The 25,436-nt window shown below is 56.2% G+C and carries 23 protein-coding genes and 2 pseudogenes; 13 read left to right on the top strand and 12 right to left on the bottom strand.

What is annotated here, in order from left to right; all coding sequences use genetic code 11:
- Positions 1-7: 7 nt before the first annotated feature.
- Positions 8-193: pseudogene (locus EH164_RS20045) on the bottom strand (hypothetical protein); the annotation flags it as partial.
- 267 nt (positions 194-460) lie between these two features.
- Here EH164_RS20045 and rpsF point away from each other — a divergent pair.
- The 5 genes from rpsF to EH164_RS20020 all read left to right on the top strand — a co-directional run bounded on the left by rpsF (position 461) and on the right by EH164_RS20020 (position 3,036).
- Entirely contained in the window at positions 461-856 is a 396-nt protein-coding gene (gene rpsF / locus EH164_RS20040) for a 30S ribosomal protein S6 (RefSeq protein WP_023478405.1), read from the top strand.
- Positions 857-862: 6 nt separating this feature from the next.
- The gene (gene priB / locus EH164_RS20035) at positions 863-1,177 is read left to right on the top strand and encodes a primosomal replication protein N (protein ID WP_023478447.1); all 315 of its coding nucleotides are present in this window, start codon (positions 863-865) and stop codon (positions 1,175-1,177) included.
- Positions 1,178-1,181: 4 nt separating this feature from the next.
- Positions 1,182-1,409 (top strand): 30S ribosomal protein S18, encoded by a 228-nt coding sequence (gene rpsR / locus EH164_RS20030; protein ID WP_005974788.1) that lies wholly within the window; start codon positions 1,182-1,184, stop codon positions 1,407-1,409.
- Between the two features lie 41 nt (positions 1,410-1,450).
- Entirely contained in the window at positions 1,451-1,900 is a 450-nt protein-coding gene (gene rplI, locus EH164_RS20025) for a 50S ribosomal protein L9 (protein ID WP_042711846.1), read from the top strand.
- 206 nt (positions 1,901-2,106) lie between these two features.
- On the top strand, positions 2,107-3,036 hold the full coding sequence (locus EH164_RS20020; RefSeq protein ID WP_124970388.1) for a DMT family transporter: 930 nt from the start codon (positions 2,107-2,109) through the stop codon (positions 3,034-3,036).
- Between the two features lie 21 nt (positions 3,037-3,057).
- Here the strand turns inward: EH164_RS20020 and EH164_RS20015 are convergent, their stop codons facing one another.
- A complete protein-coding gene (locus EH164_RS20015) occupies positions 3,058-3,699 on the bottom strand; it encodes a LysM-like peptidoglycan-binding domain-containing protein (protein WP_054803030.1) in 642 nt (213 codons plus the stop codon).
- Between the two features lie 263 nt (positions 3,700-3,962).
- On the opposite strand from EH164_RS20015, the gene fklB reads away from it, so the two are divergent.
- The gene (fklB, locus tag EH164_RS20010) at positions 3,963-4,583 is read left to right on the top strand and encodes an FKBP-type peptidyl-prolyl cis-trans isomerase (RefSeq protein ID WP_054803029.1); all 621 of its coding nucleotides are present in this window, start codon (positions 3,963-3,965) and stop codon (positions 4,581-4,583) included.
- Between the two features lie 296 nt (positions 4,584-4,879).
- Positions 4,880-6,292 (top strand): D-serine/D-alanine/glycine transporter, encoded by a 1,413-nt coding sequence (cycA, locus tag EH164_RS20005; protein ID WP_124970385.1) that lies wholly within the window; start codon positions 4,880-4,882, stop codon positions 6,290-6,292.
- A gap of 58 nt (positions 6,293-6,350) precedes the next feature.
- Here cycA and ytfE read toward each other — a convergent pair whose 3' ends face one another.
- Positions 6,351-7,016, bottom strand: a complete 666-nt coding sequence (ytfE, locus tag EH164_RS20000; protein ID WP_124970382.1) for an iron-sulfur cluster repair protein YtfE — start codon at positions 7,014-7,016, stop codon at positions 6,351-6,353.
- A gap of 272 nt (positions 7,017-7,288) precedes the next feature.
- Between ytfE and EH164_RS19995 the strand changes: the two genes are divergently transcribed.
- Complete coding sequence (locus EH164_RS19995) at positions 7,289-8,944, top strand: methyl-accepting chemotaxis protein (protein WP_124970380.1); 1,656 nt, start codon at positions 7,289-7,291, stop codon at positions 8,942-8,944.
- Between the two features lie 27 nt (positions 8,945-8,971).
- On the opposite strand, the gene EH164_RS19990 is transcribed toward EH164_RS19995, so the two are convergent.
- From EH164_RS19990 to EH164_RS19980, 3 genes and pseudogenes are all read right to left on the bottom strand, one after another.
- Positions 8,972-9,937, bottom strand: coding sequence for a DMT family transporter (locus EH164_RS19990; RefSeq protein ID WP_124970377.1), 966 nt, complete (start codon positions 9,935-9,937; stop codon positions 8,972-8,974).
- Positions 9,938-10,010: 73 nt separating this feature from the next.
- Positions 10,011-10,835 carry an AraC family transcriptional regulator gene (locus EH164_RS19985; protein ID WP_124970373.1) on the bottom strand — a complete coding sequence of 275 codons (825 nt, stop codon included), beginning with the start codon at positions 10,833-10,835 and terminating at the stop codon, positions 10,011-10,013.
- 70 nt (positions 10,836-10,905) lie between these two features.
- Positions 10,906-11,764, bottom strand: a pseudogene (locus tag EH164_RS19980) (SDR family oxidoreductase); the annotation flags it as partial.
- A gap of 83 nt (positions 11,765-11,847) precedes the next feature.
- Here EH164_RS19980 and EH164_RS19975 point away from each other — a divergent pair.
- Complete coding sequence (locus EH164_RS19975) at positions 11,848-12,243, top strand: helix-turn-helix domain-containing protein (RefSeq protein WP_023478486.1); 396 nt, start codon at positions 11,848-11,850, stop codon at positions 12,241-12,243.
- Between the two features lie 36 nt (positions 12,244-12,279).
- Here the strand turns inward: EH164_RS19975 and EH164_RS19970 are convergent, their stop codons facing one another.
- The gene (locus EH164_RS19970) at positions 12,280-14,223 is read right to left on the bottom strand and encodes a bifunctional 2',3'-cyclic-nucleotide 2'-phosphodiesterase/3'-nucleotidase (RefSeq protein ID WP_124970367.1); all 1,944 of its coding nucleotides are present in this window, start codon (positions 14,221-14,223) and stop codon (positions 12,280-12,282) included.
- 188 nt (positions 14,224-14,411) lie between these two features.
- Between EH164_RS19970 and cysQ the strand changes: the two genes are divergently transcribed.
- Positions 14,412-15,155, top strand: coding sequence for a 3'(2'),5'-bisphosphate nucleotidase CysQ (gene cysQ / locus EH164_RS19965; protein ID WP_124970364.1), 744 nt, complete (start codon positions 14,412-14,414; stop codon positions 15,153-15,155).
- Here the strand turns inward: cysQ and EH164_RS19960 are convergent.
- Entirely contained in the window at positions 15,145-15,702 is a 558-nt protein-coding gene (locus EH164_RS19960; protein WP_124970361.1) for a YtfJ family protein, read from the bottom strand. The two genes, cysQ and EH164_RS19960, sit on opposite strands and share 11 nt — an antisense overlap.
- A gap of 336 nt (positions 15,703-16,038) precedes the next feature.
- On the opposite strand from EH164_RS19960, the gene EH164_RS19955 reads away from it, so the two are divergent.
- Positions 16,039-16,245 (top strand): DUF1107 domain-containing protein, encoded by a 207-nt coding sequence (locus tag EH164_RS19955; protein ID WP_094419212.1) that lies wholly within the window; start codon positions 16,039-16,041, stop codon positions 16,243-16,245.
- Positions 16,246-16,320: 75 nt separating this feature from the next.
- On the opposite strand, the gene EH164_RS19950 is transcribed toward EH164_RS19955, so the two are convergent.
- From EH164_RS19950 to msrA, 4 genes are all read right to left on the bottom strand, one after another.
- On the bottom strand, positions 16,321-17,655 hold the full coding sequence (locus EH164_RS19950; protein WP_094419213.1) for a hemolysin family protein: 1,335 nt from the start codon (positions 17,653-17,655) through the stop codon (positions 16,321-16,323).
- Positions 17,656-17,885: 230 nt separating this feature from the next.
- The gene (locus tag EH164_RS19945; RefSeq protein WP_124970358.1) at positions 17,886-18,212 is read right to left on the bottom strand and encodes a hypothetical protein; all 327 of its coding nucleotides are present in this window, start codon (positions 18,210-18,212) and stop codon (positions 17,886-17,888) included.
- Positions 18,213-19,022, bottom strand: coding sequence for a DUF4225 domain-containing protein (locus EH164_RS19940; RefSeq protein ID WP_241174985.1), 810 nt, complete (start codon positions 19,020-19,022; stop codon positions 18,213-18,215). It lies immediately after the preceding gene.
- Between the two features lie 16 nt (positions 19,023-19,038).
- Positions 19,039-19,683 carry a peptide-methionine (S)-S-oxide reductase MsrA gene (gene msrA / locus EH164_RS19935; RefSeq protein ID WP_124970355.1) on the bottom strand — a complete coding sequence of 215 codons (645 nt, stop codon included), beginning with the start codon at positions 19,681-19,683 and terminating at the stop codon, positions 19,039-19,041.
- 246 nt (positions 19,684-19,929) lie between these two features.
- Between msrA and tamA the strand changes: the two genes are divergently transcribed.
- Together tamA and tamB are read left to right on the top strand one after the other, a co-directional pair.
- Positions 19,930-21,663 (top strand): autotransporter assembly complex protein TamA, encoded by a 1,734-nt coding sequence (tamA, locus tag EH164_RS19930; RefSeq protein WP_023478416.1) that lies wholly within the window; start codon positions 19,930-19,932, stop codon positions 21,661-21,663.
- Positions 21,660-25,436 (top strand): autotransporter assembly complex protein TamB, encoded by a 3,777-nt coding sequence (gene tamB, locus EH164_RS19925; protein WP_124970352.1) that lies wholly within the window; start codon positions 21,660-21,662, stop codon positions 25,434-25,436. Before tamA ends, tamB begins: the two co-directional genes overlap by 4 nt.

Genomic DNA, 25,436 nt, shown 5'->3' with positions numbered 1-25,436 from the left:
GCGGGGCGGCATCCGGGCGTTGAATCAGCACCGGTTCGGCGTCGCTTTCGTCGCTAAGATTATGATTAATATAGATAACACCTAAGCTCTGCACGTCATCCATATTGCGGGCTTGCGGTGGGGGAAGGTTTATCGCTGCGCTAGCCTGGGCGCTGAGCAGCAGGGTTGCTAGTAAAAGTGCGATGTATTTCATGATGTTACGCTCCAGTACGTCTTCGGGAACTATCGCCTGTACATCTCTTCTCCTTATGGTTGTGAGGTGCGCTGGTTAAGTGTAATTCGCCGTGGCGGCTTCTCTTGGCGCTTAGTGCGAATTAATTGTGCAATTCACCTTGAGTTCCTGGGGAGGCGCCAGTATTATGACGCGTCAATTTTTCAGCCGACCTTTAACACGTTCCTTGCCTCCCCGGGCCTCGGCTGACCCAGACAGGAGGCTGAATAATCCGTAAGGAGCAATTCGATGCGTCATTACGAAATCGTTTTTATGGTCCATCCTGACCAGAGCGAACAGGTTCCGGGCATGATCGAACGTTACACTGGTGCAATCACTGCAGCAGAAGGTACGATCCACCGTCTGGAAGACTGGGGCCGCCGTCAGCTGGCTTACCCGATCAACAAACTGCACAAAGCACACTACGTTCTGATGAACGTTGAAGCGCCGCAGGAAGCGATCGATGAGCTGGAAACAAACTTCCGCTTCAACGACGCCGTTATCCGTAGCATGGTTATGCGTACTAAGAACGCGGTAACCGAAGCATCTCCGATGGTTAAAGCGAAAGACGAGCGCCGTGAGCGTCGCGATGATTTTGCAAACGAAACCGCAGATGATGCAGATGCTGGGGATTCTGAAGAGTAATTCCTGATGACCAACCGTCTGGTGTTGTCCGGCACCGTGTGCAGGACGCCGCTGCGAAAGGTCAGCCCGTCAGGAATTCCACACTGCCAGTTCGTGCTTGAGCACCGCTCTGTGCAGGAGGAAGCCGGTTTTCACCGGCAGGCGTGGTGCCAAATGCCTGTAATAATCAGCGGGCAGGAGAACCAGGCCATTACTCACAGTATAACGGTCGGTAGCGCAGTAACCGTTCAGGGGTTCATCAGTTGCCACAAGGCAAAGAACGGCCTGAGCAAAATGGTTCTGCATGCCGAGCAGATTGAATTGATAGATTCTGGAGACTAGCCAAATGGCACGTTATTTCCGTCGTCGCAAGTTCTGCCGTTTCACCGCGGAAGGCGTTGTTGAGATTGATTACAAAGATATCGCTACGCTGAAAAACTACATCACCGAAAGCGGTAAGATTGTCCCGAGCCGTATCACCGGTACCCGTGCAAAATATCAGCGTCAGCTGGCACGCGCTATCAAACGCGCTCGCTACCTGTCCCTGCTGCCGTACACTGATCGTCATCAGTAATCGGTCACGGTCCATTAATACGACTTTGAGAGGATAAGGTAATGCAAGTTATTCTGCTTGATAAAGTAGCAAACCTGGGTAGCCTGGGTGATCAGGTTAACGTTAAAGCGGGCTACGCTCGTAACTTCCTGGTACCGCAGGGTAAAGCTGTTCCGGCTACCAAGAAAAACGTTGAGTATTTCGAAGCACGTCGCGCTGAGCTGGAAGCCAAACTGGCTGACGTTCTGGCGGCTGCTAACGCTCGTGCTGAGCAAATCAATGCACTGGGCACCGTTACCATCGCGTCTAAAGCAGGCGACGAAGGTAAACTGTTCGGTTCCATCGGTACCCGCGATATCGCTGACGCTGTAACTGCAGCTGGCGTTAAAGTGGCGAAGAGCGAAGTTCGTATGCCGAACGGCGTTCTGCGTACCACCGGTGAGCACGAAGTGGACTTCCAGGTTCACAGCGAAGTATTCGCTAAGCTGACTGTAAACGTAGTTGCTGAGTAATTTTTTACTCTTCACTGCGCTCTGAGTTGTTCGGGTATGCAGGCGCTAACGCCTCTGCAACATGACGACAACGAGAGACGAAGCGCCGGCCTTGTGCCGGCGTTTTGCTTTTCTGCCCCGCCGACAATTCCCGTCTTTCCCGGTAGCTATTTGCGCCGCATTCTCAGATACTAAATTGAAACGCAATTTTATTTTTGAGATTAGCCATGGACTCCCCACTGCCCGCTCCCGTTTTTGCCCGTCGTCATATCGCTTACGCCTGCGCCACGCTCTGCTGTCTGTTATGGGGTAGCTCCTACCCGGCAATCAAAAGCGGTTATGAACTGTTCCATATCGCTACCGACGACATCCCCTCTAAAGTGGTGTTCGCCGGGTACCGTTTTCTCTTTGCCGGGGCGTTATTGCTGCTGTTCGCGCTGGCGCAGAGTAAACCGATCGCCAGGCTAAGCGCTTCGCAGTTTGGACAACTGACGCTGCTCGGGCTGACCCAGACCTCCCTGCAATACACCTTCTTTTATATTGGCCTTGCCTATACGACGGGGGTGAACGGATCGATCATGAATGCTACCGGCACCTTCTTCAGCGTGCTGCTGGCACACTTCATCTATCACAATGACAAGCTGAGCTATAACAAAACGCTCGGCTGTGTGCTGGGCTTCGCGGGCGTGATGCTGGTGAACTTCCACGGCGGGCTGGCGGATTTTCGCTTTGTCTGGCAGGGCGACGGCTTTGTCATTCTGGCGGCGTTTATCCTCTCTGCCGCCACGCTGTACGGTAAGCGTATCTCGCAAACGGTCGATCCGACGGTGATGACCGGCTGGCAGCTGGCGATAGGCGGCCTGGCGCTGCTGGCAGGCGGCTATCTTACGGGTGGAACGCTGGCGGTGGATAGCGCGGCGGCGGTCGCGGTGCTCGCCTACCTGACGCTGCTCTCTTCTGTCGCCTTCGCTCTCTGGAGCGCGCTGCTGAAAGTGAACCGCGTCAGCATGATCGCGCCATTTAACTTTGTGATTCCGGTGGCAGGCTCGGTGCTGTCGGCCATCTTCCTCGGCGAGAATATTCTGGAGTGGAAATACGCTGTCGCGCTGGTGCTGGTCTGTACGGGGATCGCGTGGGTCAATAAGCGCGCCGGGTAATTGCTGCCCGGCGCATAAAGTTTAGCGGGCGCGGATAAAGCTGCCGTCCGGCTGGCGGGTAAAGAGCACCTGCTGGCCGCTGGTCTCAATCGTCAGACCCGTCACCACGCCGCTGGCGTTCTGGCGGATCTTCACCATCTGGCCGCTTTGCAGATTGCTGAGCGGCTTGCCGTCGCCCTCGACCTTCGCCATCGCGTAGACATCCGTTGGCGGCAGATTATGATCGCGAAAGAGCTGCGCGAGGGTTTTTCCTTCGCCCACCCGGTAGGTGCGCCACTGCTGCTCAATGCCGCTACTGGTCGCCAGCGGCTGGCTGTTTTGCTCTGCGGTGGGCTGCTGCTCGGTTGAAGGCTGCTGCTCAATCGACTCCTGCTGCTGCATCGACGCTTCCGCGCTGGGTGCGTTGAGCTGCGGGTCGTTGACCACCTGCGGCGGCGCGACATTAGGCGAGTTTTGCAGATCGAGCTGCGCATCGCGCGCCTCACCGCTGCGCTGCGGCACGCTCTCATCCGTTGTCGGCAACAGAAAGCCGATAATAACCAGCAGCGCCGCCAGAATCAGGCCGCGACGGTGAAGGGGCGGGAGCGGGTCCATCAGGCGAAAATTGTCCGGGGCATGCCAGATCTTCGCAAGGGTAGGTTTCAGTTCAAATCGCCCGGGCATGGCTCTCCTCCTGCTCCGCGTCATTTAATATCCTGTCTCGTTGAGTATATACACTTTATCTCCCTGCATTGGCGTTCGCGGCGTTTAAGCGCATGAAAGCCCGTACAAAGTACTATTTTGTCACCACAATGCAGGGTTTTGCTAACGTGAACCATTCTTTCCCTTTCGCGCGCTTTTGTCATCTTTCCCGTGACAAAGTTGTGCCTGGCCCAGGGCGGCTGTTATGCTGCGCGCTACTTTAAAAAGCGATGGAAGGAAAACCCATGACCACCCCAACTTTTGACACGATCGAAGCGCAAGCCAGCTACGGCATTGGTTTGCAGGTAGGACAGCAGCTGAGCGAATCCGGGTTAGAGGGGCTGTTACCGGAAGCGCTGGTCGCGGGTATCGCCGATGCGCTGGCGGGCAAACAGCCTGCGGTACCGGTAGACGTTGTTCATCGTGCGCTGCGTGAAATCCACGAACGTGCCGACGCGGTTCGTCGCTCCCGTTTCGAAGAGATGGCGGCAGAAGGCGTGAAATACCTTGATGAAAACCGCGAGCGCGAAGGCGTTAACAGCACCGAATCCGGTCTGCAATTCCGCGTGATCACCCAGGGCGAAGGCGCTATCCCGGCGCGCACCGACCGCGTACGCGTCCACTACACCGGTAAGCTGATCGACGGCACCGTATTCGACAGCTCCGTCGCACGCGGCGAACCGGCTGAATTCCCGGTTAACGGCGTGATCGCAGGCTGGATCGAAGCCCTGACCCTGATGCCGGTTGGCTCCAAATGGGAACTGACCATTCCGCACAACCTCGCTTACGGCGAGCGCGGCGCTGGCGCATCCATCCCGCCATTCAGCACGCTGGTGTTCGAAGTGGAACTGCTGGAAATTCTGTAAGTTTCGGCGCAAAACTCCTCTCTTTTAATAGAGGAGAGGGGTTTTAACTTCGTGAATCGTTGGTAAACAGAACTATTAGCAATATATTATCTTGCAAAGCGCACAATCAGGTGTATTTTTGTGAGCTGTTTCGCATTTGCCAGGTGATATAACACTCACTTTAAACAAATATTTAACATTCAATTTAATTCAGAGTATTCATCCCGCCGATTCTTACCTAATATCGATGCGTCCATTAAGGACGAAGCAGACACGTAAAGGCCAGCAGAGCCCAACAACACAGACAGGAAAACAACATGGTAGATCAAGTTAAAGCCGACGCTGATAATGCGGCTCCGGCTGAACAGTCGCTACGGCGTAATCTTACGAACCGGCATATTCAGCTAATTGCTATTGGCGGTGCCATTGGTACCGGTTTATTTATGGGTTCCGGCAAAACAATTAGCCTCGCCGGTCCGTCAATCATCTTCGTTTATATGATCATCGGCTTTATGCTGTTTTTCGTTATGCGTGCGATGGGCGAATTACTGCTTTCCAACCTCGAATATAAATCTTTTAGCGACTTCGCCGCCGACCTGCTCGGGCCGTGGGCGGGGTACTTTACCGGCTGGACCTACTGGTTCTGTTGGGTCGTCACCGGCATGGCAGATGTGGTCGCCATTACCGCCTATGCACAATTCTGGTACCCCGGCCTTGCCGACTGGGTCGCCGCGCTGGCCGTGGTCGTCGTGCTGCTGAGCCTCAACCTCGCGACGGTGAAGATGTTCGGCGAGATGGAGTTCTGGTTCGCGATGATCAAAATCGTCGCCATTGTGGCGCTGATTATCGTCGGCGTCGGTATGGTGCTGATGCATTTCAAATCGCCGACCGGCGTTGAAGCCTCGTTCAGCCACCTGTGGAATGAGGGCGGCTGGTTCCCGAAAGGTATCAGCGGCTTCTTTGCAGGCTTCCAGATCGCGGTGTTTGCCTTTGTCGGTATCGAACTGGTCGGCACAACCGCCGCGGAGACGAAAGATCCAGAGAAATCCCTGCCGCGCGCCATCAACTCGATTCCGATTCGTATCATCATGTTCTACGTCTTCGCGCTGATCGTGATTATGTCGGTCACGCCATGGAGCTCTGTGGTTGCTGATAAGAGCCCGTTTGTTGAGCTGTTCGTGCTGGTCGGCATTCCGGCGGCAGCGAGCATCATCAACTTTGTGGTGCTGACTTCTGCCGCCTCTTCCGCCAACAGCGGCGTCTTCTCCACCAGCCGTATGCTGTTTGGCCTGGCGCAGGATGGCGTGGCACCGAAAGCGTTCGCCAAACTCTCTAAACGCGCGGTACCGGCGAAAGGGCTCACCTTCTCCTGCATCTGCCTGCTGGGCGGTGTGGTGATGCTCTATTTCAACCCGAGCGCGATTGCGGCGTTCACCATGATCACCACCGTATCGGCGATCCTGTTTATGTTCGTCTGGACGATCATTCTCTGTTCGTATCTGGTCTATCGTAAACAGCGCCCGCAGCTGCACGAAAAATCGATCTACAAAATGCCGCTCGGCAAAGTGATGTGCTGGGTGTGCATGGCGTTCTTCCTGTTTGTGCTGGTGCTGCTGACGCTGGAAGCGGACACTCGCCAGGCGCTGCTCGTGACGCCGCTGTGGTTTGTGGTGCTGGGCGCGGGCTGGCTCTTTGCCGGTAAGAAGCGCATTGCTAACCGCAAGCCATAAAAAAAGAGCCGCGAGGCGGCTCTAAACTTCCATATCAAGGACGCTCTCGGGCGTCTTTTTATTTTTCACCTGCGAGGGCACGCGGGAAAAGATTGTTATTTTCCAGGCTGATGTGTTCCATCAAATCATCAATCAGCGTGTTGATACCGTTATACATCGCCTTCCAGGTGGTGCAGGCTTCCGGCGGCGGCGTCACATTCTGCGTGGTGTGCTTAATCACCTCCAGCAGCTCCCCCGCCTCATCGTGCTCGCTCTCCATCACGCTGATGGGCCCCATCGCCTGCGCGCCCATGCCCTGTTTAATCATCGGGAAGAGGATCTGCTCCTCCTTCATCATGTGGCTGGAGAGCTCCTCGTGCAGCATGGTGAGGTATTTGGTTAACCCGCGCGGCACATTCGGTTTATCGGCGTGGACGCGCTCCACTTTGCTGGCTTGCAGAATCAGCTCCGGCAGCTGTTCGCGGTGGCGATCGTGGTAACGCACAATGATGTGGTCGATGATCTCTGCCAGCGGTGCCGTGCGCCACTCCTTGTCGGGAGGCTGCTCAGCAAGTTTCGCCAGTTCGGCTTCAATGGCGTCGATATCGAGCTCTTTTCGCGCCGCCGAGCGGCCCAGCGTCTGCTTACCGCCGCAGCAGTAATCCATATCATATTTACGAAACAGGGCAGAAGCGCGCGGAATGGAGAGCGCCAGCTCGCCCAAGGGTTGATCGCGGAAAGCCATAGCAGTTACCTCATCGTGGAGTCTATAAGTTGTATTTTAAATACATCTTTATGGCGATGATATACCCCTTACGGAGAACGCGGCAGCCTTATTCCTTTCTTGCGTGAAAAACCGTGATACGCATCACAAAAAATCTTTCGAAATTAACACATTGAATACAATTACTTTTTCTGGAAAGTTTTGGATAGGGCAAATTATTGACATTAAACAACTTTTCATCGCTGCCGATAGTCTCTGTTCTGACAATATTCTGTACGCAATAAAGGCCGACGATGTTCAAACGTATCAAAGTTATAACTTTATTAATCATGGTTTTAGTTGTGCTTGGCGCACTTCAGCTGATTTCAGCTGGCGTTTTCATTAGTGCGCTAAACAATGACAAGCACAACTTCAATGTTTCCCAGGTATCGAGCCAGAACGTATCCGAATTTACCGATGCGTGGATCAGCCTCAACCAGGCGCGCGTGACCCTGAACCGCGGCATGCTGCGCTTACAGAGCAGCACCGCCAGCCAGATTAACGGCGGCCAGCTCGGTGAGCTGGTGCAAAACGCCACCAACCTGCTTAACCAGGCACAGCAGCATTACGATGTTTACTACAAGCTGCCGCAGACGCCGGGTATGGATCAGGCGCTCTCTGACGAGCTGGAGAAGCAGTACAGCACCTACCACGCGACGCTGACCGAAATGAACCGCCTGCTGCTGGCCGGTAAGCTGGAAGATATGTTCCGTCAGAATGCGCAGAAAAAACAGGAAGGGATGGAGAAGAGCTACCGCGCCTGGCGCGCCGAGCAGGCAAGACTTGCCAGCGAAGGTGTGCAGCAGAACGAACATGACTACATCCGCATTCTCTGGATCCTGGCGGCAGTGATGGTTGTCGTGCTGGCTGTTATCGCTATGAGCTGGGTGGCAATGCAGCGCGTGCTGCTGAAGCCGCTGCATGAAGTGATGAGCCACATTCGCCATATCGCTACCGGTGATTTGACTCACGCGATCCACGCCGAAGGCTCCAACGAGATGGCGCGTCTGGCGCAGAACGTGCAGGAGATGCAGCAGTCGCTGGTGAAAACCGTCAGCGTAGTGCGCGATGGCGCAGACACGATCTATACCGGTGCCGGTGAAATCTCTATCGGTAACAACGATCTCTCTTCGCGTACCGAGCAGCAGGCGGCCTCGCTGGAAGAGACCGCAGCCAGCATGGAGCAGCTGACCGCGACGGTGAAACAGAACGCCGACAACGCCCGTCAGGCAACGCAGCTGGCGCTTAACGCGTCCGGTACCGCGAAGAAAGGCGGTGAAGTGGTGGATGGCGTGGTGCGTACAATGGACGAAATCGCCGCCAGCTCCAGCAAAATTGCCCAGATCACTAACGTGATCGACGGTATCGCCTTCCAGACCAACATCCTGGCGCTGAACGCCGCAGTTGAGGCTGCCCGTGCCGGTGAGCAGGGTCGTGGTTTTGCCGTAGTGGCAGGGGAAGTGCGTACGCTGGCACAGCGCAGCGCGCAGGCCGCGAAAGAGATCAAAGGGCTGATTGATGACTCCGGTAACCGCGTAAGCGCCGGTTCGGCGCTGGTACACGAAGCCGGTGAAACCATGGCTGAGATCGTCAGCGCGGTAACGCGTGTGACGGATATCATGGGCGAAATCTCCTCTGCATCTGATGAGCAGAGCCGTGGTATCGACCAGGTTGGTCAGGCTGTTGCCGAGATGGATCGCGTGACCCAGCAGAACGCCTCGCTGGTGCAGGAGTCCGCCGCTGCGGCCGCTGCGCTGGAAGAGCAGGCCGCTCGCCTGACCGAAACCGTTGCGGTGTTCAAAGTGAACCGCAGCCGTGACGTTCAGCGTCCTGCGTTGCGCTCGCCGGTTGCGATGGCGAAGACGCCGGCTGCGGCCAGCGTTAACGAAGCCAACTGGGAAACCTTCTGATTAAAACCCGGCGTAAGCCGGGTTTTTTTATGGCTGCTCAAGCTGAGTGATGCGGGCCTTCTGCGGTTTCGACGCGACGGCCATCACCACGCCGCCAATCAGCAGGGTAATGCCGAGCAGGGTTAAGAGCGGCGGCAGGCTCTGGCGCAGCAGGAAGGTATAGAGCAGCCCGGCGAGGGTTTCAAAGACGATCAGCGGGCCGACAATCACCGTCGGCAGACGCTGGCAGGCAATGTTCCAGCATAGCGCCCCCACCCACGAGCAGAGCACCGCAATAGTGAACATCAGGCCGATAAACAGCAGCGGACGCGGGCCGAAGGGGAGCGCGAAGTCGGGCTTCTGAACGTCAAGCCACAGACACGCCGCAAGATAGCCTACCAGGGACAACGGCAGCGTCACCAGCGCCTGTGCCGTTGCCCACATCATCGGGTTCTTATCCGGGTTTTCCCGCAGCCAGCGCGCGTTACGCAGCGCATACCACGCCCAGCAGGCCACGGAGACAAAGGCCAGCGCAATGCCTGAGCCATACCGGCTCCAGCTAAAATCCGCAATGCCCTGGCGCAGTTCGGCAACGTTCACGCACCCCAGCCCGACGGCGATGGCGATCAGCGCGGGCAGCAACCGTCCCCAGGCGAGCTTGCCGTCACGCTGGCTGTAGAGCAGGTTAGCGCACACCGGGATCACCACCGGCAGCGTGGCGATAATCATCGTCGACACCGGGCCGCCGGTGCGCTGGATGGCGCTGGCGAGGCAGACGTAATAGATCAGATTACCCATCAACGTCAGCCACAGCGCCGTCCACCAGTCGCTTCGCGTTAACTGGCGCAGACGCGCGCGCCCGAGCCACGCTAACGGCAGCGCGATCAGCCCCAGCGCCAGGTAGCGCCCCGTCGATTGCAGGGCGGCCGGGTAGTCCGGCACGATCAGCGGCCCGACAAAAATCAGCCCCCAAAACAGCCCGGCGAGCAAGGCATACAACACACCACTTACCATCTCTTCACCTCTTTTATCTGGTTGTCGCCAGTGTAGGGGAGCAGGGCGGGGGCGTATTGTAGGAGATTGCGCATTATCGGCGCGCAACCTGCTTTTGGTAGCGCACCGGAGTAATGCCGTAGCGCAGGGTGAAGGCGCGGGTGAGGTGGGATTGATCCGTCAGGCCCGTTAAGGCGGCAACATCTGCCGCAGGCATTCCCTGGGTAAGGAAATGCTTGGCGCGCCACAGGCGGATCGCCATCAGCATCTGGTGCGGCGTGACGTGGAAATGGGCTTTGAACTGGCGCTGGAAGTGATAGGGGCTGAGCGCCGCGACGCTTGCCAGATCGTCGAGCGTCAGGCTGCGCATATAGTTGTCATGCAGATACTCGCGCACCCGCTCAAAACGGTGCGCCCCTTCCGGGCGCTGCGGCGCGTGCTGCGCCAGCGGGCGAAAGGTATCAATCAGATCGAGCAGCACGCCCTGTTGCGCCAGCGGATCGTCGGTGTGCCAGAGGGCATAAATATGGCCGCAGATCTGGCGGGCGCGCAGCGCATCGAGCCGCGTAACATCGCGAAACCACCAGTGACGCACGCCGGTTACCTGCTCGAGCAGATCGGGGTCGAGATAGACCATGCGGTAGCGCCACCCCTCTTCGCCTACCGCTTCGCCGGTGTGGATCTCATCGGGGTTCATGGTGACGATCGCGTTGGTCGGGGCGACATGCTGAGTCCCACGATAGCGAAAGCGCTCGGCACCGGATTCAATCGCGCCAATGCCAAACGCTTCATGGGTATGTGGCTCAAAGGCGTAGCGGGAGATATGCGCATGATACAGCTCCACCCCCGGGAACTGCGCCAGGTGGCGAAACCGCGCGCTGTCGCGCTCGTCAATAAACTGCTCAGGTACGCCTTCCACACTTCACCTCCCCCGGAACATGCCCTCTATTATTAGGGATGGCCCGGTGAGAGGCTATAAAATTTAACCAATTATTAACGTTACAGCAGATCGTTAACGCTGTCGGCGATCGAGGTAGTCGGGCGACCGATCAGTTTGCTCAGGGTCTGGCTGTCGTCAAACAGCCCACCTTTCGAGGCACCGATATCGGAATCTGCCAGCATCTCTGCCAGCCCATCCGGTAAACCTGCGCCTTTCAGCGCGGCGGCAAAATCCGCTTCGCTCAGGTTCTGGTAAACCACCTTCTTACCGCTGGCCTCGCTCAGCAGCGCCGCCAGTTCGCTCAGCGTCCAGGCCTTGTCGCCCGCCAGTTCATAAACCTTGCCGGCATGACCCTCTTCGCTAATGACACGCGCGGCAGCAGCGGCATAATCGGCACGCGTTGCCGAGGCAATTTTGCCCTCGCCCGCCGCACCGAGGAAGACGCCGTGCGCCAGCGCCGCCGGTGCGCTCGCAAGGTAGTTTTCGCTGTACCAGCCGTTACGCAGCAGGGCAAACGGGATGCCGGATTCGGCGAGCAGCTTTTCGGTTTCCACGTGCTCAACGTGCAGGCCAAGCGGTGAGGTGTCGGCATGCAGCAGGCTGGTGTAGGCGATAAATTTCACCCCTGCGGCTTTCGCGGCGTTGATCACATTGCGATGCTGCGCTGCGCGCTGGCCGACTTCGCTACTGGAGATGAGCAGCAGTTTTTCGACGCCCGCCAGCGCCTGAGTGAGGGCGGCCTGATCGTTGTAATCGCCCTGGCGAACAATAAGACCTTGTTTGCCGAGCGCTTCGGCTTTCGCCGGGTTACGCACGATGGCGACAATCTCTTTTGCGGGAACGGTTTTTAACAGGGCTTCTACAACAAACTGGCCGAGTTGGCCGGTGGCGCCGGTGAGTGCAATCATGATGTTTCTCCTGCGTGGGGGTAAGTGTTGTGGTAGGCTAGCACCCTAGCTAACTTTTAGTAAGTACGTACAAAAAGGTAAGTATGAAACAGCAAACTCGCCCGCAAACCCTGAGCGAACAGATGCGCGACGGCAATCTCTTCGCCGAGCAGTGCCCCTCCAGGGATGTGCTGAAACACGTCACCAGCCGCTGGGGCGTGTTAATTCTGGTTGCCCTGCGCGAAGGAACGCACCGCTTTAGCGATCTGCGCCGCAAGATGGGCGGCGTTAGTGAGAAGATGCTGGCGCAGAGCCTGCAATGGCTGGAGCAAGATGGTTTTGTGAACCGCGTCGCCTTTCCGGTGGTGCCGCCACATGTTGAATATAGCCTGACGCCGCTCGGCGAGCAGGTGAGTGAAAAGGTTGCCGCGCTGGCAGACTGGATTGAGCTGAACTTGCCGGAGGTGCTGGCCCATCACCGCGAGCGCGATGTGGCGTAATCAACCCGCAGCCGCTACCGACTGCGGGTTACCTGCTTACTTGCGTAAATCGATGCTGTAGAGCGCGAAACCGATCTCATCATTACCCACTTTCTGCATCGGATACTGCGCTTTCTCTTTGATAAACGCCGCCGCTTTCTCCGATGGCGCAGTTTCAAAGCGAATATCCAGCTTGTGGCTGCTGCTGATCGGTGCCAGTCGCCAGTTGTTATCCGCCGCTGGGTGGATTTCCCCTGCGCGCTGCGTCTCATCGCTGATCCACTTCGCCAGCACCGCGCGGTTCTCATCCGGCGAGGCAAACGCGATATGGCTGTCGCCGGTACCGGCAAACTTGCCGCCGTAAGCGCGGTAGTTATTGGTGGCAACAAGGAAGACCGCATTCGGATCAATAGGCTTGCCGTCAAAGGTCAGGTTCTTAATGCGCTCCGCCTTGGGATTGATGCTCTGGCACTCGCCGTCATAGCGCGCTGGCTGCGTGACATCAATCTGGTACTTCACGCCGTCGATAACGTCGAAGTTATAGGTGCGGAAACCGTCCCAGTTGATTAAGTTCTGCGGCTTGTCGCTGTTGGGATCGATCTGGTTGAACTGCCCGGCGGAGCACTCCAGCCACTCTTTCACCTCTTTGCCGGTCGCTTTCACCACCACCAGCGTATTGGGGTAGAGGTAGAGATCGGCGGCGTTACGGAAGGTGAGCTGCCCCTTTTCCACTTCAACAAAGCTGGCCGGATCGTTTTTCCGCCCACCCGCTTTAAACGGCGCTGCGGCAGAGAGCACTGGTAATTTCGCCAGATCCGGATCGCCCTGAATAAAGTGCTCAACATAGGCTTTCTGCGCGTTGTTCACCACCTGCACGGTCGGATCGTCCTGCACCAGCGACAGGTAGCTGTACATATTGTCCGCCGATTTGCCAATTGGTTTACCGACGAACTCGCGGGTAGCATCGTGATCGTGCTTGAGGATCTGCACCAATTTGGCATCTTCGCCGACCAGCGCTTTCTTGGCGGCGGCGTCATAAATCGGCCGCGCTTCCGCTTTCGCGTCGCTGACTTTCCACTTACCGGCATCGTTATTCAGCACCAGATCGACCACGCCGAGGTGATCGCCCCACATGCCCGGCATCACCGCCGGAATACCGTTCAGCGTCCCTTTGCTGACATCCGCGCCTTTAATCGCGGCAAACTCTTTGCTCGGGAAGACGGCGTGCGCGTGACCAAACAGGATCGCATCAACGCCCGGCACCTGGCTGAGGTAGTAAACGGAGTTCTCCGCCATCGCCTGGTAGGGCTCCGCCGAGAGGCCGGAGTGGGCAACGACCACTACCAGGTCGGCGCCTTTCGCGCGCATCTCCGGCACATAGTGGCGGGCGGTTTCAGTGATGTCGTTTACCGTCACTTTGCCGCTCAGGTTGGCTTTGTCCCACACCATAATTTGCGGCGGCACGAAGCCGATATAACCGATACGCAGGGTGTGGGTTTTACCCTCTTTGTCCACCACCGGCGTCTCTTTGATCAGATAAGGGGTGAAGAGCGGTTTGTTGGTTTTAGCATCGATGATATTGGCGTTCACATAGGGGAATTTCGCCCCGGCCAGCGCCATATGCAGGTAATCCAGCCCGTAGTTAAATTCGTGGTTACCGAGGTTGCCGACCGCGTAATCGAGAGTGTTCAGCGCCTTGTAGACCGGGTGAATATCCCCTTTTTTCAGCCCCTTCGCCGCCATATAGTCGCCCAGCGGGCTGCCCTGGATTAAGTCGCCGTTATCGACCAGCACACTGTTTTTCGCTTCGCCGCGCGCGGCATTAATCAGGCTGGCGGTGCGCACCAGGCCAAATTTTTCCGTTGCCGAGTCTTTGTAGTAATCAAAATCCATCATATTGCTATGCAAATCAGTGGTTTCCATAATACGTAAATCCACCGTTGCCGCTTGCGCGCTGGCCGCAATCAGCGTGGCCAAAAGCGTTGCACTAAACTTAATCATCAGAGGCGTCCTTTTCGATCTAAGCCACAAAAGAAATTGTTATGTACAGTGTGTTGCTTACAGAATTGTGAATAGTGCCATAAAAGTGAGCAATAAAACTGCAATCCCTCTCACAGTTGGCAGATCGCGGCGCAATGCGATATAAGTAAAACAATGAGTTACACACCACTGCACAGAGAGAGGTGGATATGTTAGATGCAATTTGTCAGCTCGCGCGCGACGCGGGCGATGCCATTATGCAGGTGTACGACGGCCATCAGCCGATGGATGTGACCAGTAAAGTGGATGACTCGCCGGTGACGGCGGCGGATATCGCCGCGCACCATGTGATTGTTCGCGGGCTACAGGCGTTAGCGCCGGATATTCCGATCCTGTCTGAAGAAGATCCTCCCGCGTGGGAGACGCGCCAGAGCTGGGATCGTTTCTGGCTGGTGGATCCGCTCGATGGCACCAAAGAGTTTATCAAGCGTAACGGTGAGTTTACCGTCAACATCGCGCTGATTGAGCAGGGCAAACCGGTGCTGGGCGTGGTCTATGCCCCGGTACTTGATGTGATGTACGCCGCCGCAGAGGGCAGCGCATGGAAAGAGGAGGGCGGTCATCGCCAGCCGATCCAGGTGCGTGATGCGCGACCGCCGCTGGTGGTTATCAGCCGCTCGCATTCGAACGATCCGGAGCTGGAGGAGTATCTGCACCAGCTTGGCGAGCATCAAACCACGGCGATTGGTTCATCGCTGAAGTTCTGCCTGGTGGCGGAAGGGAAAGCGCAGCTCTATCCGCGCTTTGGGCCGACCAGCGTCTGGGATACGGCGGCCGGCCACGCGGTGGCGGTAGCGGCCGGGGCGCACGTTCATGACTGGAAAGGGCGCACGCTTGATTACACTCCGCGTGAGTCGTTCCTCAACCCCGGTTTTCGTGTCTCTATTTACTGAGCAGTTTATGCAGCAGGGCAACCACCTGCTGCACCTCTTGCTGGCTCAGGCTGCCATCTTTCGCAAACTCTACGCGACCCTCTTTATCAAGCACTACAATCGCGGAGCCTTTTTCTTCCAACTGCCAGGCTTTACGCACGGAACCTTCGCTGTCGACGATAAATTGTGACCACGGATAGAGCTTCTTATTGCTCTCAAGGCTGCTGCGCACAAACATCGCGCTGCCCGGAATGGCGTCGTCGGTGTTCACGATGGTAGTGGTCTGGTATCTGTCGTGCGGCAGGTTGGCGCTTTTGATCGCCTCAATCAGCGCGGCATTCTTCTCTTTTGCCGAGGTGCGACCGGCAATATGCATCACTACGCGCACTTTTCCCGGCAGCTGCGCGCTATTCCAGTTTTTATAGCTAAACTTGTCATTATTCAGCAGCAATTCCCCGCGGTCGGCAACGCCCACAGGCGGCACGCGCTGGTTGGTTTCAAAGTTATGCGCTGAAGCGACCAGCGGCAGTAACAAGCATGTCGCTGCCAGAATGTTACGTAGGGTCATGGTGTCTCCGTCTCTCATGTTTATATGCAGGTGATCCGACCACTCGGTACGGCAGTTTAATCATATGTGCGATCAATACGCTTTTCCCGCAATCGGGATGCCAGTTTGCGGGTTAACGCACATAACGGTTAAAAAACGTAGGCTTATACTGCGAAGTTTCAGGGTTTGAAAAGAAAATTCTGATTAATTGTCATCAAAAGGTAAATAAACCCATTCAGACTATGTATCGGTCATGTTGTGGACTATAGTCACTGGGCATCAAAATTTGCGCTCATCAACGTTGGACCAAATGTGGTACCGCAAGGGCGTAATCTGTTTTACAGGAGAGATAGAAGAATGAAAATTTTCCAGCGTTACAACCCACTTCAGGTGGCTAAGTACGTCAAGATCCTGTTCCGTGGACGGTTGTATATCAAGGACGTTGGCGCTTTCGAGTTTGATAAGGGCAAGATCCTTCTGCCGAAAGTGAAAGACAAACAGCACTTCTCTGTGATGTCTGAAGTTAACCGCCAGGTTCTGCGCCTGCAGACCGATATGGCTTAATCTGTTGTGCTATGCAGTTATAAAGTCCTATAAAAAACGGCCCCATAGGGGCCGTTGATGTTTCCGCTTCTGGCTTTACGCCGCGCCTTTATCTTCCATATCCGGTAGTTTCGGCGTCAGCACCGTGGTGCGCGCATCAATACGCGTCACCAGCAACTGATCGATACGGTAGTTATCGATATCCACCACTTCAAATTTGTAACCGGAGAACTTCACCGCATCGGTGCGTTTCGGGATCTTACGCAGCATAAACATCATAAAACCGCCGATGGTTTCATAGTTGCCGGACTGCGGGAACTCATCGATATCCAGCACGCGCATCACGTCATCAATCGGCGTACCGCCGTCAATCAGCCATGAGTTCTCATCGCGGGCGACGATCATCTCTTCCACCTGGCCGACCAGATCGCCCATCAGCGTGGTCATTACGTCGTTGAGGGTAATCACCCCCACCACCAGCGCATATTCGTTCATGATCACTGCGAAATCTTCCCCTGCAGTTTTAAAACTTTCCAGCGCTTCAGAGAGCGTCAGGGTGTCCGGCACAATCAGCGTGTTGCGGATCTGCACGCCGCTGTTCAGCGCCATACTCTGGTTTGCCAGCACGCGGTTAAGCAGATCTTTCGAATCAACATAACCGACGATATGGTCGATATCGCCGTTACAGACCAGAAACTTCGAGTGCGGATGCTCAGATACCTTGTTTTTCAGGCTCTGCTCATCCTCGTGCAGATCGAACCAGATCACGTTTTCACGCGAGGTCATTGACGAGGGAACGGTGCGCGACTCCAGCTCAAACACGTTCTCAATCAGTTCATGCTCCTGCTTACGCAGCACCCCGGCTAACGCACCGGCTTCCACCACCGCGTAGATATCGTCAGAGGTGATGTCATCTTTGCGCACCATCGGCAGTTTGAAGATGCGGAAAATGACGTTCGCCATGCCGTTAAAGAACCAGACCAGCGGGCGGAAAACGAAGAGACAGAAGCGCATCGGGTTGATGATGCGCAAAGCCACAACTTCGGGCGCAATCATACCGATGCGTTTCGGGGTCAAATCAGCAAACAGGATGAAGAGACTCGTTACCAGCGTGAACGAGATGATAAAGCTCAGCTGATCGGCCAGCTCCGGTGAAACGACATTGAGCAGCAGATTGTAAAACGCGGGGGAGAAGGCGGCGTCACCGACGATACCACCCAAAATGGCGACGGCGTTAAGGCCGATTTGCACCACGGTGAAGAAGGTGCCGGGATTTTCCTGCATTTTCAGGATGCGTTGAGCGTTGATGTTGCCATCATCGGCAAGCAGTTTAAGTTTGATTTTTCGCGATGCGGCAAGCGAGATCTCAGATAACGAGAAAAACGCGCTCACCGCGATCAGACAGAGTATGACTAAGATACTGTTTAACATAATTTATCCAGCTATTAACCGGATCCTCGGAAGGTTTTTTTGGAATATCCATGTGGTAAACACAATGAATGCCGGCCCGAAGCGGTGGACCGGCAATTGCGCCGTTAGTATAGCGTAAGCTCAGGTGACGCTGCCAGAGGCGTAGTCGCTTTGTTACTGCGCAGAAAAACATCGGGTCTTTTCCGGTTTACTTACCGCCTGATAATTAAAATTACGCACAATAATTAAGGTTATTTGGCAACCTTAACGTATTTGTTTTGCGGCATAGCGAAATAGCTTATCAAGGCAAAAAAGCCGGCACCCCAGCGTATTGAGTCGTATCGATCGACATCGAAGTTGATATGCAAGAAGCCTTTCATAAAAGAGGTACCATGCATCAAAATACAAAACTGAATGGCTGCCACCGCAACGACAAAAAAAGTATAAAACACAAAGAGCCAGTAATAATTTCTGTTGTTGATCTTAGTTTTGATAGTAAAAAGTAGCGCGAATATTGCTATTGAAAGAGTGTAATAGAGAATAATCGGCCATATAGGCAGCGGCTGAAATAGCTCCATTTATTTTCCTCCTTGCAATTGATACATCGACCATGTTGTTGATGTTGAACTTATCCCATCCAACAGCAAGGCTGTTTTAGTTGATTCCTGCCATCCCCGGATGTAGTCCGAACTAATATTTCTGAACAAGCTCCAGGATTTTTCTCTGGGTAATAGTACTGAGCGAGTTGCACCATAGCCACTCATCGCAAGATCAACCGCACCATATACGAAATCAGCTTGAGTGTTGCCATATCCAAGCTGGCTGGCAGCATATCTATAAGCATCTCTGACTGTACCGCTTCTGTCTTCGCGAAATAGCAAATAGTAGCCATTTTCGTACACATTATTCGATCCTTGCAGCATCATTGGCGTTCCATATGCAGCGCAAGCCACACCAAGCGAAGCGGCACATATTCCAAAACCGCCAACGACTTGTGCCCCTCCAGCCACAAAACCAACATTTTTCAGAACCAAGTTAAGTTTTTGATTTTCTTTTTCTTTCTCGATAATCAAATAGATGCGAGCTTGGTTAAAAGTAAGTTGAACATCCTGTTGACTGAGATGCTCAATTTCTTTGCTAATTAGTTCTGCACCGCCTTTGTAAGACAAGCAGTGCATGCCAATCTCTTTTTCAAGGCCGCGGATAAAGGCTTCAACTTGCGAGAGGAAATCGGACGAGAAGTACTGGATATATTTCGTCGCTAAATTGTGAGCAAGGGATCTTAAGGCAGTAGCTTTACGGTCAAAATCATCTTTATCCTTTTTGTTATGCACCTGCATTTTTAATTTCCTATCAATATGAGCAGAAAATATTAGCCGATCCTTCATAGAATCGGCTGTTTAATCACTGGTTAAGCTGCGGCGGCAAGCACACGCCGATGCCGCCGATCCCGCAATAGCCCTGCGGATTTTTGTAGAGATATTGCTGGTGCTCATCTTCCGCGTAATAGAACGGTTTGGCGCTGGCGATTTCGGTAGTGACGGTGCGCGCGTCGCCCGCTTCACGCATTGCGGCCTGGAAGCGTGCCAGGCTTTCGCGCGCGGCGGCGTCCTGCTCCGGGGTGAGGGGATAGATGGCGGAGCGGTATTGCGTGCCGCGATCGTTGCCCTGACGCATCCCCTGGGCTGGATCGTGGTTCTCCCAGAAGATCTGCAACAGCTGCTCGTAGCTCACCACTTTTGGATCGTAAACCACGCGTACCGCTTCGGCATGCCCGGTCTGGCCGCTGCACACTTCGCGGTAGGTCGGGTTTGGCGTGTAGCCGCCGGTGTAGCCTGCGGCGGTGCTGTAGACCCCTTCGCGCTGCCAGAAGAGGCGTTCCACGCCCCAGAAACAGCCCATCGCGAAAATCGCCACCTCCATCCCTTCCGGGACGTGTGTCATCGAGTGCTCGTTAACAGCGTGTAAACTGGCGACAGGCATCGGCGTCGGGCGTCCGGGCAGAGCATCAGACTGAGAAACAAGGTTATTTTTATCGAACAGGCTCACGGTAATACCTCCCGGCGAGTGTCATTGCGGTTAGGGTTGTGTTAAGGATGGTGTTTTAACACAATGTACGACCTAAATCAGACTAGATTTAAACATAAGAAATTTTGGGCTAGTCGTCCGTTTTTCAACCCGATAATGCGGGTTTTTATCAGCCTGACTGCTGCTGTCGTGGCACAATCAGGCCCAGCGCGGAGCTGCGCTTACGTTTCCTTCCAGGAGTGGGAGCGAGGATATTCAGGAGAGAACGTGCCAAAGATCCGTCTTTTATGTTTTGCCGGTTTGTTGCTGGTGAGCGAAACGGCATTCGCCGCCAATGTGCGATTGCAACTTGAGGGGTTAACCGGGCAACTGCAAAAAAATGTGCGCGCCCAACTGTCGACTATCCAGAGTGATGAAGTGACGCCCGACCGCCGTTTCCAGGCGCGCGTTGATGATGCCATCCGCGAAGGGTTAAAAGCGTTAGGCTACTACGAGCCAACCATTGTTTTCGAACTGCGCCCGCCGCCGGAGAAGGGGCGCCAGGTGCTGATCGCCCGTGTTACGGCGGGTGAGCCTGTGCGCATCGGCGGCAACAACGTGATCCTGCGCGGCGGCGCGCGCACCGACAGCGACTACCTTTCGCTGCTGAAAAAGCGCCCGGCTATCGGCACGGTGTTAAACCACCACGACTACGACAGCTTTAAAAAATCCCTTACCAGCGTCGCGCTGCGCAAAGGCTACTTCGACAGCCAGTTCAACAAAAGCCAGCTGGGCATTGCGCTGGATCGCCGCCAGGCGTTCTGGGATATCGATTATGACAGCGGTCAGCGTTACCGCTTCGGCGATGTTACCTTCCAGGGCTCGCAAATTCGCGACGAATATCTGCAAAACCTCATCCCTTTCCACGAGGGTGACTATTACCAGACCCAGGATCTGGCGGAGCTTAACCGCCGCCTCTCCGCCACCGGCTGGTTTAACTCGGTGATTGTTGCGCCGGAGTTCGACAAGGCGCGTAAGACCAAAGTGCTGCCGCTGAGAGGCGTAGTTTCGCCGCGCACGGAAAACACCATTGAGACCGGCGTCGGTTACTCCACCGATGTCGGGCCGCGCGTCAAAGCGACGTGGAAAAAACCGTGGGTCAACTCCTACGGCCACAGCTTTACCACCAGCATGAGCGTCTCGGCGCCGGAGCAGCAGCTTGATTTCAGCTACAAGATGCCGCTGTTGAAAAATCCGCTGGAGCAGTACTACCTGGTGCAGGGCGGGTTCAAGCGTACCGATCTTAACGATACGGAAGCGGACTCAACGACGCTCGCGCTGTCGCGCTACTGGGATCTCTCCAGCGGCTGGCAGCGGGCGATCAACCTGCGCTGGAGCCTCGATCACTTTACGCAGGCCAACGTCACCAACACCACCATGCTGCTCTATCCGGGCGTGATGATCAGCCGTACCCGCTCGCGCGGCGGGCTGATGCCAACCTGGGGCGACTCCCAGCGCTACTCGGTCGATTACTCCAACACCGCCTGGGGATCGGATGTCGACTTCCTCGTCTTGCAGGCGCAAAACGTCTGGATCCGCACGCTCTACGATCGCCACCGCTTTATCGCGCGTGGCAACCTCGGCTGGATTGAAACCGGTGATTTCCAGCGCGTACCGCCGGATCTGCGCTTCTTCGCCGGGGGCGATCGCAGCATTCGTGGTTATAAATACAAATCGATCTCGCCGGAGAACGAACGCGGCAAACTGATCGGCGCCTCAAAACTGGCGACCGGCTCGCTGGAGTACCAGTACAACGTCACCGGGAAATGGTGGGGCGCGGTATTTGTCGACAGCGGCGAAGCGGTGAGCGATATCCGCCGCAGCAACTTTAAAACCGGCACCGGCGTCGGCGTGCGCTGGCAGTCGCCGGTCGGGCCGATCAAGCTCGATTTCGCGGTACCGGTCGGCGATAAAGAGGAGCACGGGTTGCAGTTTTACATCGGGTTGGGGCCAGAATTATGAGTTTATGGAAGAAGATCAGCCTCGGCGTGGTGGCGTTTCTTGTGTTACTGCTGGGCACGGCGATCTTTCTGGTCGGCACCACCAGCGGCCTGCATCTGCTGTTTAAGGCAGCGAACCGCTGGGTACCGGGGCTGGAGATTGGCCAGGTCACCGGCGGCTGGCGCGATCTGTCGCTGAAAAATATCCGCTATACCCAGCCGGGCGTAGCGGTCGACGCGGGGCAGATCCACTTTGCGCTTAACCTCGGCTGCCTGCGCAACAGCAGTGTTTGCGTCAACGATCTGTCGCTGAAAGATATCAACGTGGCGATCGACACCAAAAAGATGCCGCCTGCGCAGAAGGTGGAAGAGGAAGATAGCGGGCCGCTGAACCTCTCCACGCCGTACCCGATTACCCTGAGCCGGGTGGCGCTGGAAAACATCAATATCAAAATCGATGACACCACCGTCTCGCTGATGGATTTTAGCTCCGGCCTCAACTGGCAGGAGAAAAACCTGACCCTGAAACCGACCTCGCTACAGGGCCTGCTGATTGCATTACCGAAAGCGGCCGATGTGGCGCAGGAAGAGGTTCTCGATCCGAAGGTGCACAACCCGAAGCCGGAGGAGAAACCGCTGGGCGAAACGCTGAAAGCGTTGTTTGAGAAGCCGCTGCTGCCGGAAATGCAGGATGTGCATCTGCCGCTCAATCTGAATATTGAAGAGTTTCGCGGTGAGCAGCTACGCCTGACCGGCGATACCGATATCCTGGTGCGCAGCCTGCTGCTAAAAGTGAGCAGCATTGACGGGCAGATGAAACTCGACGCCTTCGATATCGACTCGAACCAGGGCCAGGTCAACGCCACCGGCACCGCGCAACTGCGCGACAGCTGGCCGGTCGATATCACGCTCAACTCGACGCTGAATGTCGATCCGCTGAAAGGCGAGAAGGTTAAGCTGAAAGTGGGCGGCGAAATGCGCAAGCAGCTGGAGCTTGGCGTTAACCTCTCCGGCCCGGTGGACATGGTGCTGCGGGCGCAAACGCGGCTGGCCGAAGCGGGGTTACCGCTCAATCTCGATATCACCAGCCAGCAGCTCTACTGGCCCTTTACCGGCGAGAAGCAGTACCAGGCCGATAACCTGAAGCTGAAGCTCAGCGGCAAAATGACCGACTACGCGCTCTCGTTCCGCACGGCGGTAAAAGGGCAGCAGGTTCCGCCGGCCACCATCACGCTGGACGGTAAAGGCAACGAGCAGCAGATCAGTATCGATAAGCTCTCTATCGCTGCGCTACAGGGCACCACCGAACTGAAAGCGCTGCTCGACTGGCAGCAGGCGATCAGCTGGCGCGGCGAACTGACGCTGAAGGGCATTGATACAGCAAAAGCCTTCCCCGAATGGCCTGCGAAGCTCAATGGACTGGTGAAAACCCGCGGTAGCCTTTACGGCGGCAGCTGGCAGATGGATGTGCCGGAGCTGAAGCTTAACGGCAACGTTAAACAGAACCGGGTCAAGGTCGACGGGCAGCTGAAAGGCAACAGCTACCTGCAATGGGTGATCCCAGGCCTGCACCTTGAACTGGGTAAAAACAGTGCCGATATCAAAGGCGAGTTGGGGGTAAAAGATCTCAACCTTGACGCCAATATTGATGCGCCAGGCCTCGATAACGCGTTACCGGGTCTCGGCGGCACGGCGAAAGGGGTAGTGAAAGTGCGCGGCACCGTCGATGCGCCGCAGGCGCTGGCGGATATTACTGCCAACAATCTGCGCTGGCAGGAGCTCTCCATCGCCCGCGTGCGCGTGGAAGGGGATGTGAAATCCAGCGATCAGATTGGCGGCAAGCTGAACGTGCGCGTTGAGCGTATCGCCCAGCCTGGCGTCAACATCAGCCTGGTGACGCTGGCCGCCGACGGCAATGAGAAGCAGCACAAGTTGCAGCTGCGCGTGCAGGGCGAACCGGTCTCCGGTCAGCTGGCGCTGGCAGGCAGTTTCGATCGCCAGCAGCAGCGCTGGAAAGGGACGCTCAGCGACACGCGTTTCGCCACGCCGGTCGGGCCATGGTCGCTGACGCGCCCGATTGCGCTCGATTACCGCAACCAGGAGCAGAAGATCGCCATTGGCCCGCACTGCTGGCTCAATCCGAATGCCGAGCTGTGCGTGCCACAAACCATTGATGCCGGTGCGGCAGGGCGCGCGGTGGTTAATCTCAACCGTTTCGACCTTGCGATGCTGAAACCGTTTATGCCGGAAGCGACGCAGGCGAGCGGCGTCTTTAGCGGCAAAGCGGATGTCAGCTGGGACAGCACCAAACCGGGTCTGCCGCAGGGGCAGGTGACGCTTGCCGGGCGCGGGGTGAAAGTGACGCAGGAGGTCAACGGTGCACCGCTGCCGGTCGCCTTCGACACGCTGAACCTGAATGCGAAGCTGCAAAACGATCGCGCCGATCTCGGCTGGCTGATGCGGCTGACCAATAATGGCCAGTTCGACGGCCAGATCCAGGTCACCGATCCGCAAGGGCGACGCAATCTCGGCGGAACGGTGAATATTCGCAACTTCTCGCTGGCGATGGCGAATGCCATCTTCAGCCGCGGCGAGAAAGCGGCGGGGACGCTCAATGCCAACCTGCGCCTTGGCGGCAACGCTCAAAGCCCGCAGCTGTTTGGTCAGCTTGGGCTCAATGCGCTGGATGTTGAGGGCAACTTTATGCCGTTCGACATGCAGCCGAGCCAGCTGGCGATGAACTTCAACGGAACCACTTCAACGCTGCAAGGCGTGGTACGCACCAGCCAGGGGCAGATTAACCTCAGCGGCGATGCGGACTGGAGCCAGATCGACAACTGGCGCGCGCGCATTGCGGCAAAAGGCAGCAAGGTGCGCATCACCGTGCCGCCAATGGTACGCCTCGATGTCTCGCCGGATGTGGTGTTTGAAGCGACGCCGAGCCTCTTTACCCTCGACGGCGATGTGGATGTGCCGTGGGCGCGCATTGTGGTGCACGATGTGCCGGAGAGCGCCGTCGGTGTCTCCAGCGATGAGGTGATGCTCAACGACCAGCTGCAACCGGAAGAGGAGCAGCACGCGTCGATCCCGATCAACAGCAATGTGACGGTGCATGTCGGCAATAACGTGCGGCTCTCGGCCTTCGGCCTGAAAGCGCGGCTGACGGGCGATCTGAAAGTGGCGCAGGATAAGCAGGGCCTTGGGCTGAACGGGCAGATCAATATTCCGGAAGGGCGTTTTCGCGCGTACGGGCAGGATCTGATTGTGCGTAAAGGGGAACTGCTCTTCTCCGGCCCGCCGGATCAGCCGCTGCTTAACCTCGAAGCGATCCGTAACCCGGAAGCCACGGAGAACGATGTGATTGCCGGGGTGCGCGTGACCGGCTCTGCGGATGAACCGAAAGCGGAGATCTTCTCCGACCCGGCGATGTCGCAGCAGGAAGCATTGTCCTACCTGCTTCGCGGGCAGGGGCTGGAGAGCGAGCAGAGCGATAGTGCGGCAATGACCTCGATGTTAATTGGTCTTGGGGTTGCGCAAAGTGGGCAGGTTGTGGGTAAAATCGGCGAGACCTTTGGCGTCAGCAACCTGGCGCTGGACACACAGGGCGTCGGCGACTCCTCACAAGTGGTGGTCAGCGGCTATGTGCTGCCGGGTCTACAAGTAAAATATGGTGTAGGAATTTTTGACTCACTGGCGACTCTCACGTTACGTTATCGCCTGATGCCTAAGCTGTATCTTGAAGCGGTGTCTGGCGTAGATCAGGCACTTGATTTGCTCTATCAGTTTGAGTTTTAG

Source organism: Kosakonia sp. CCTCC M2018092, assembly GCF_003864115.1.
In the GTDB taxonomy this organism is placed as follows: Bacteria; Pseudomonadota; Gammaproteobacteria; order Enterobacterales; family Enterobacteriaceae; genus Kosakonia; species Kosakonia cowanii.
Note: the sequence above shows the minus strand (reverse complement) of the source record. Positions and strands in the feature narration are given on the sequence as shown.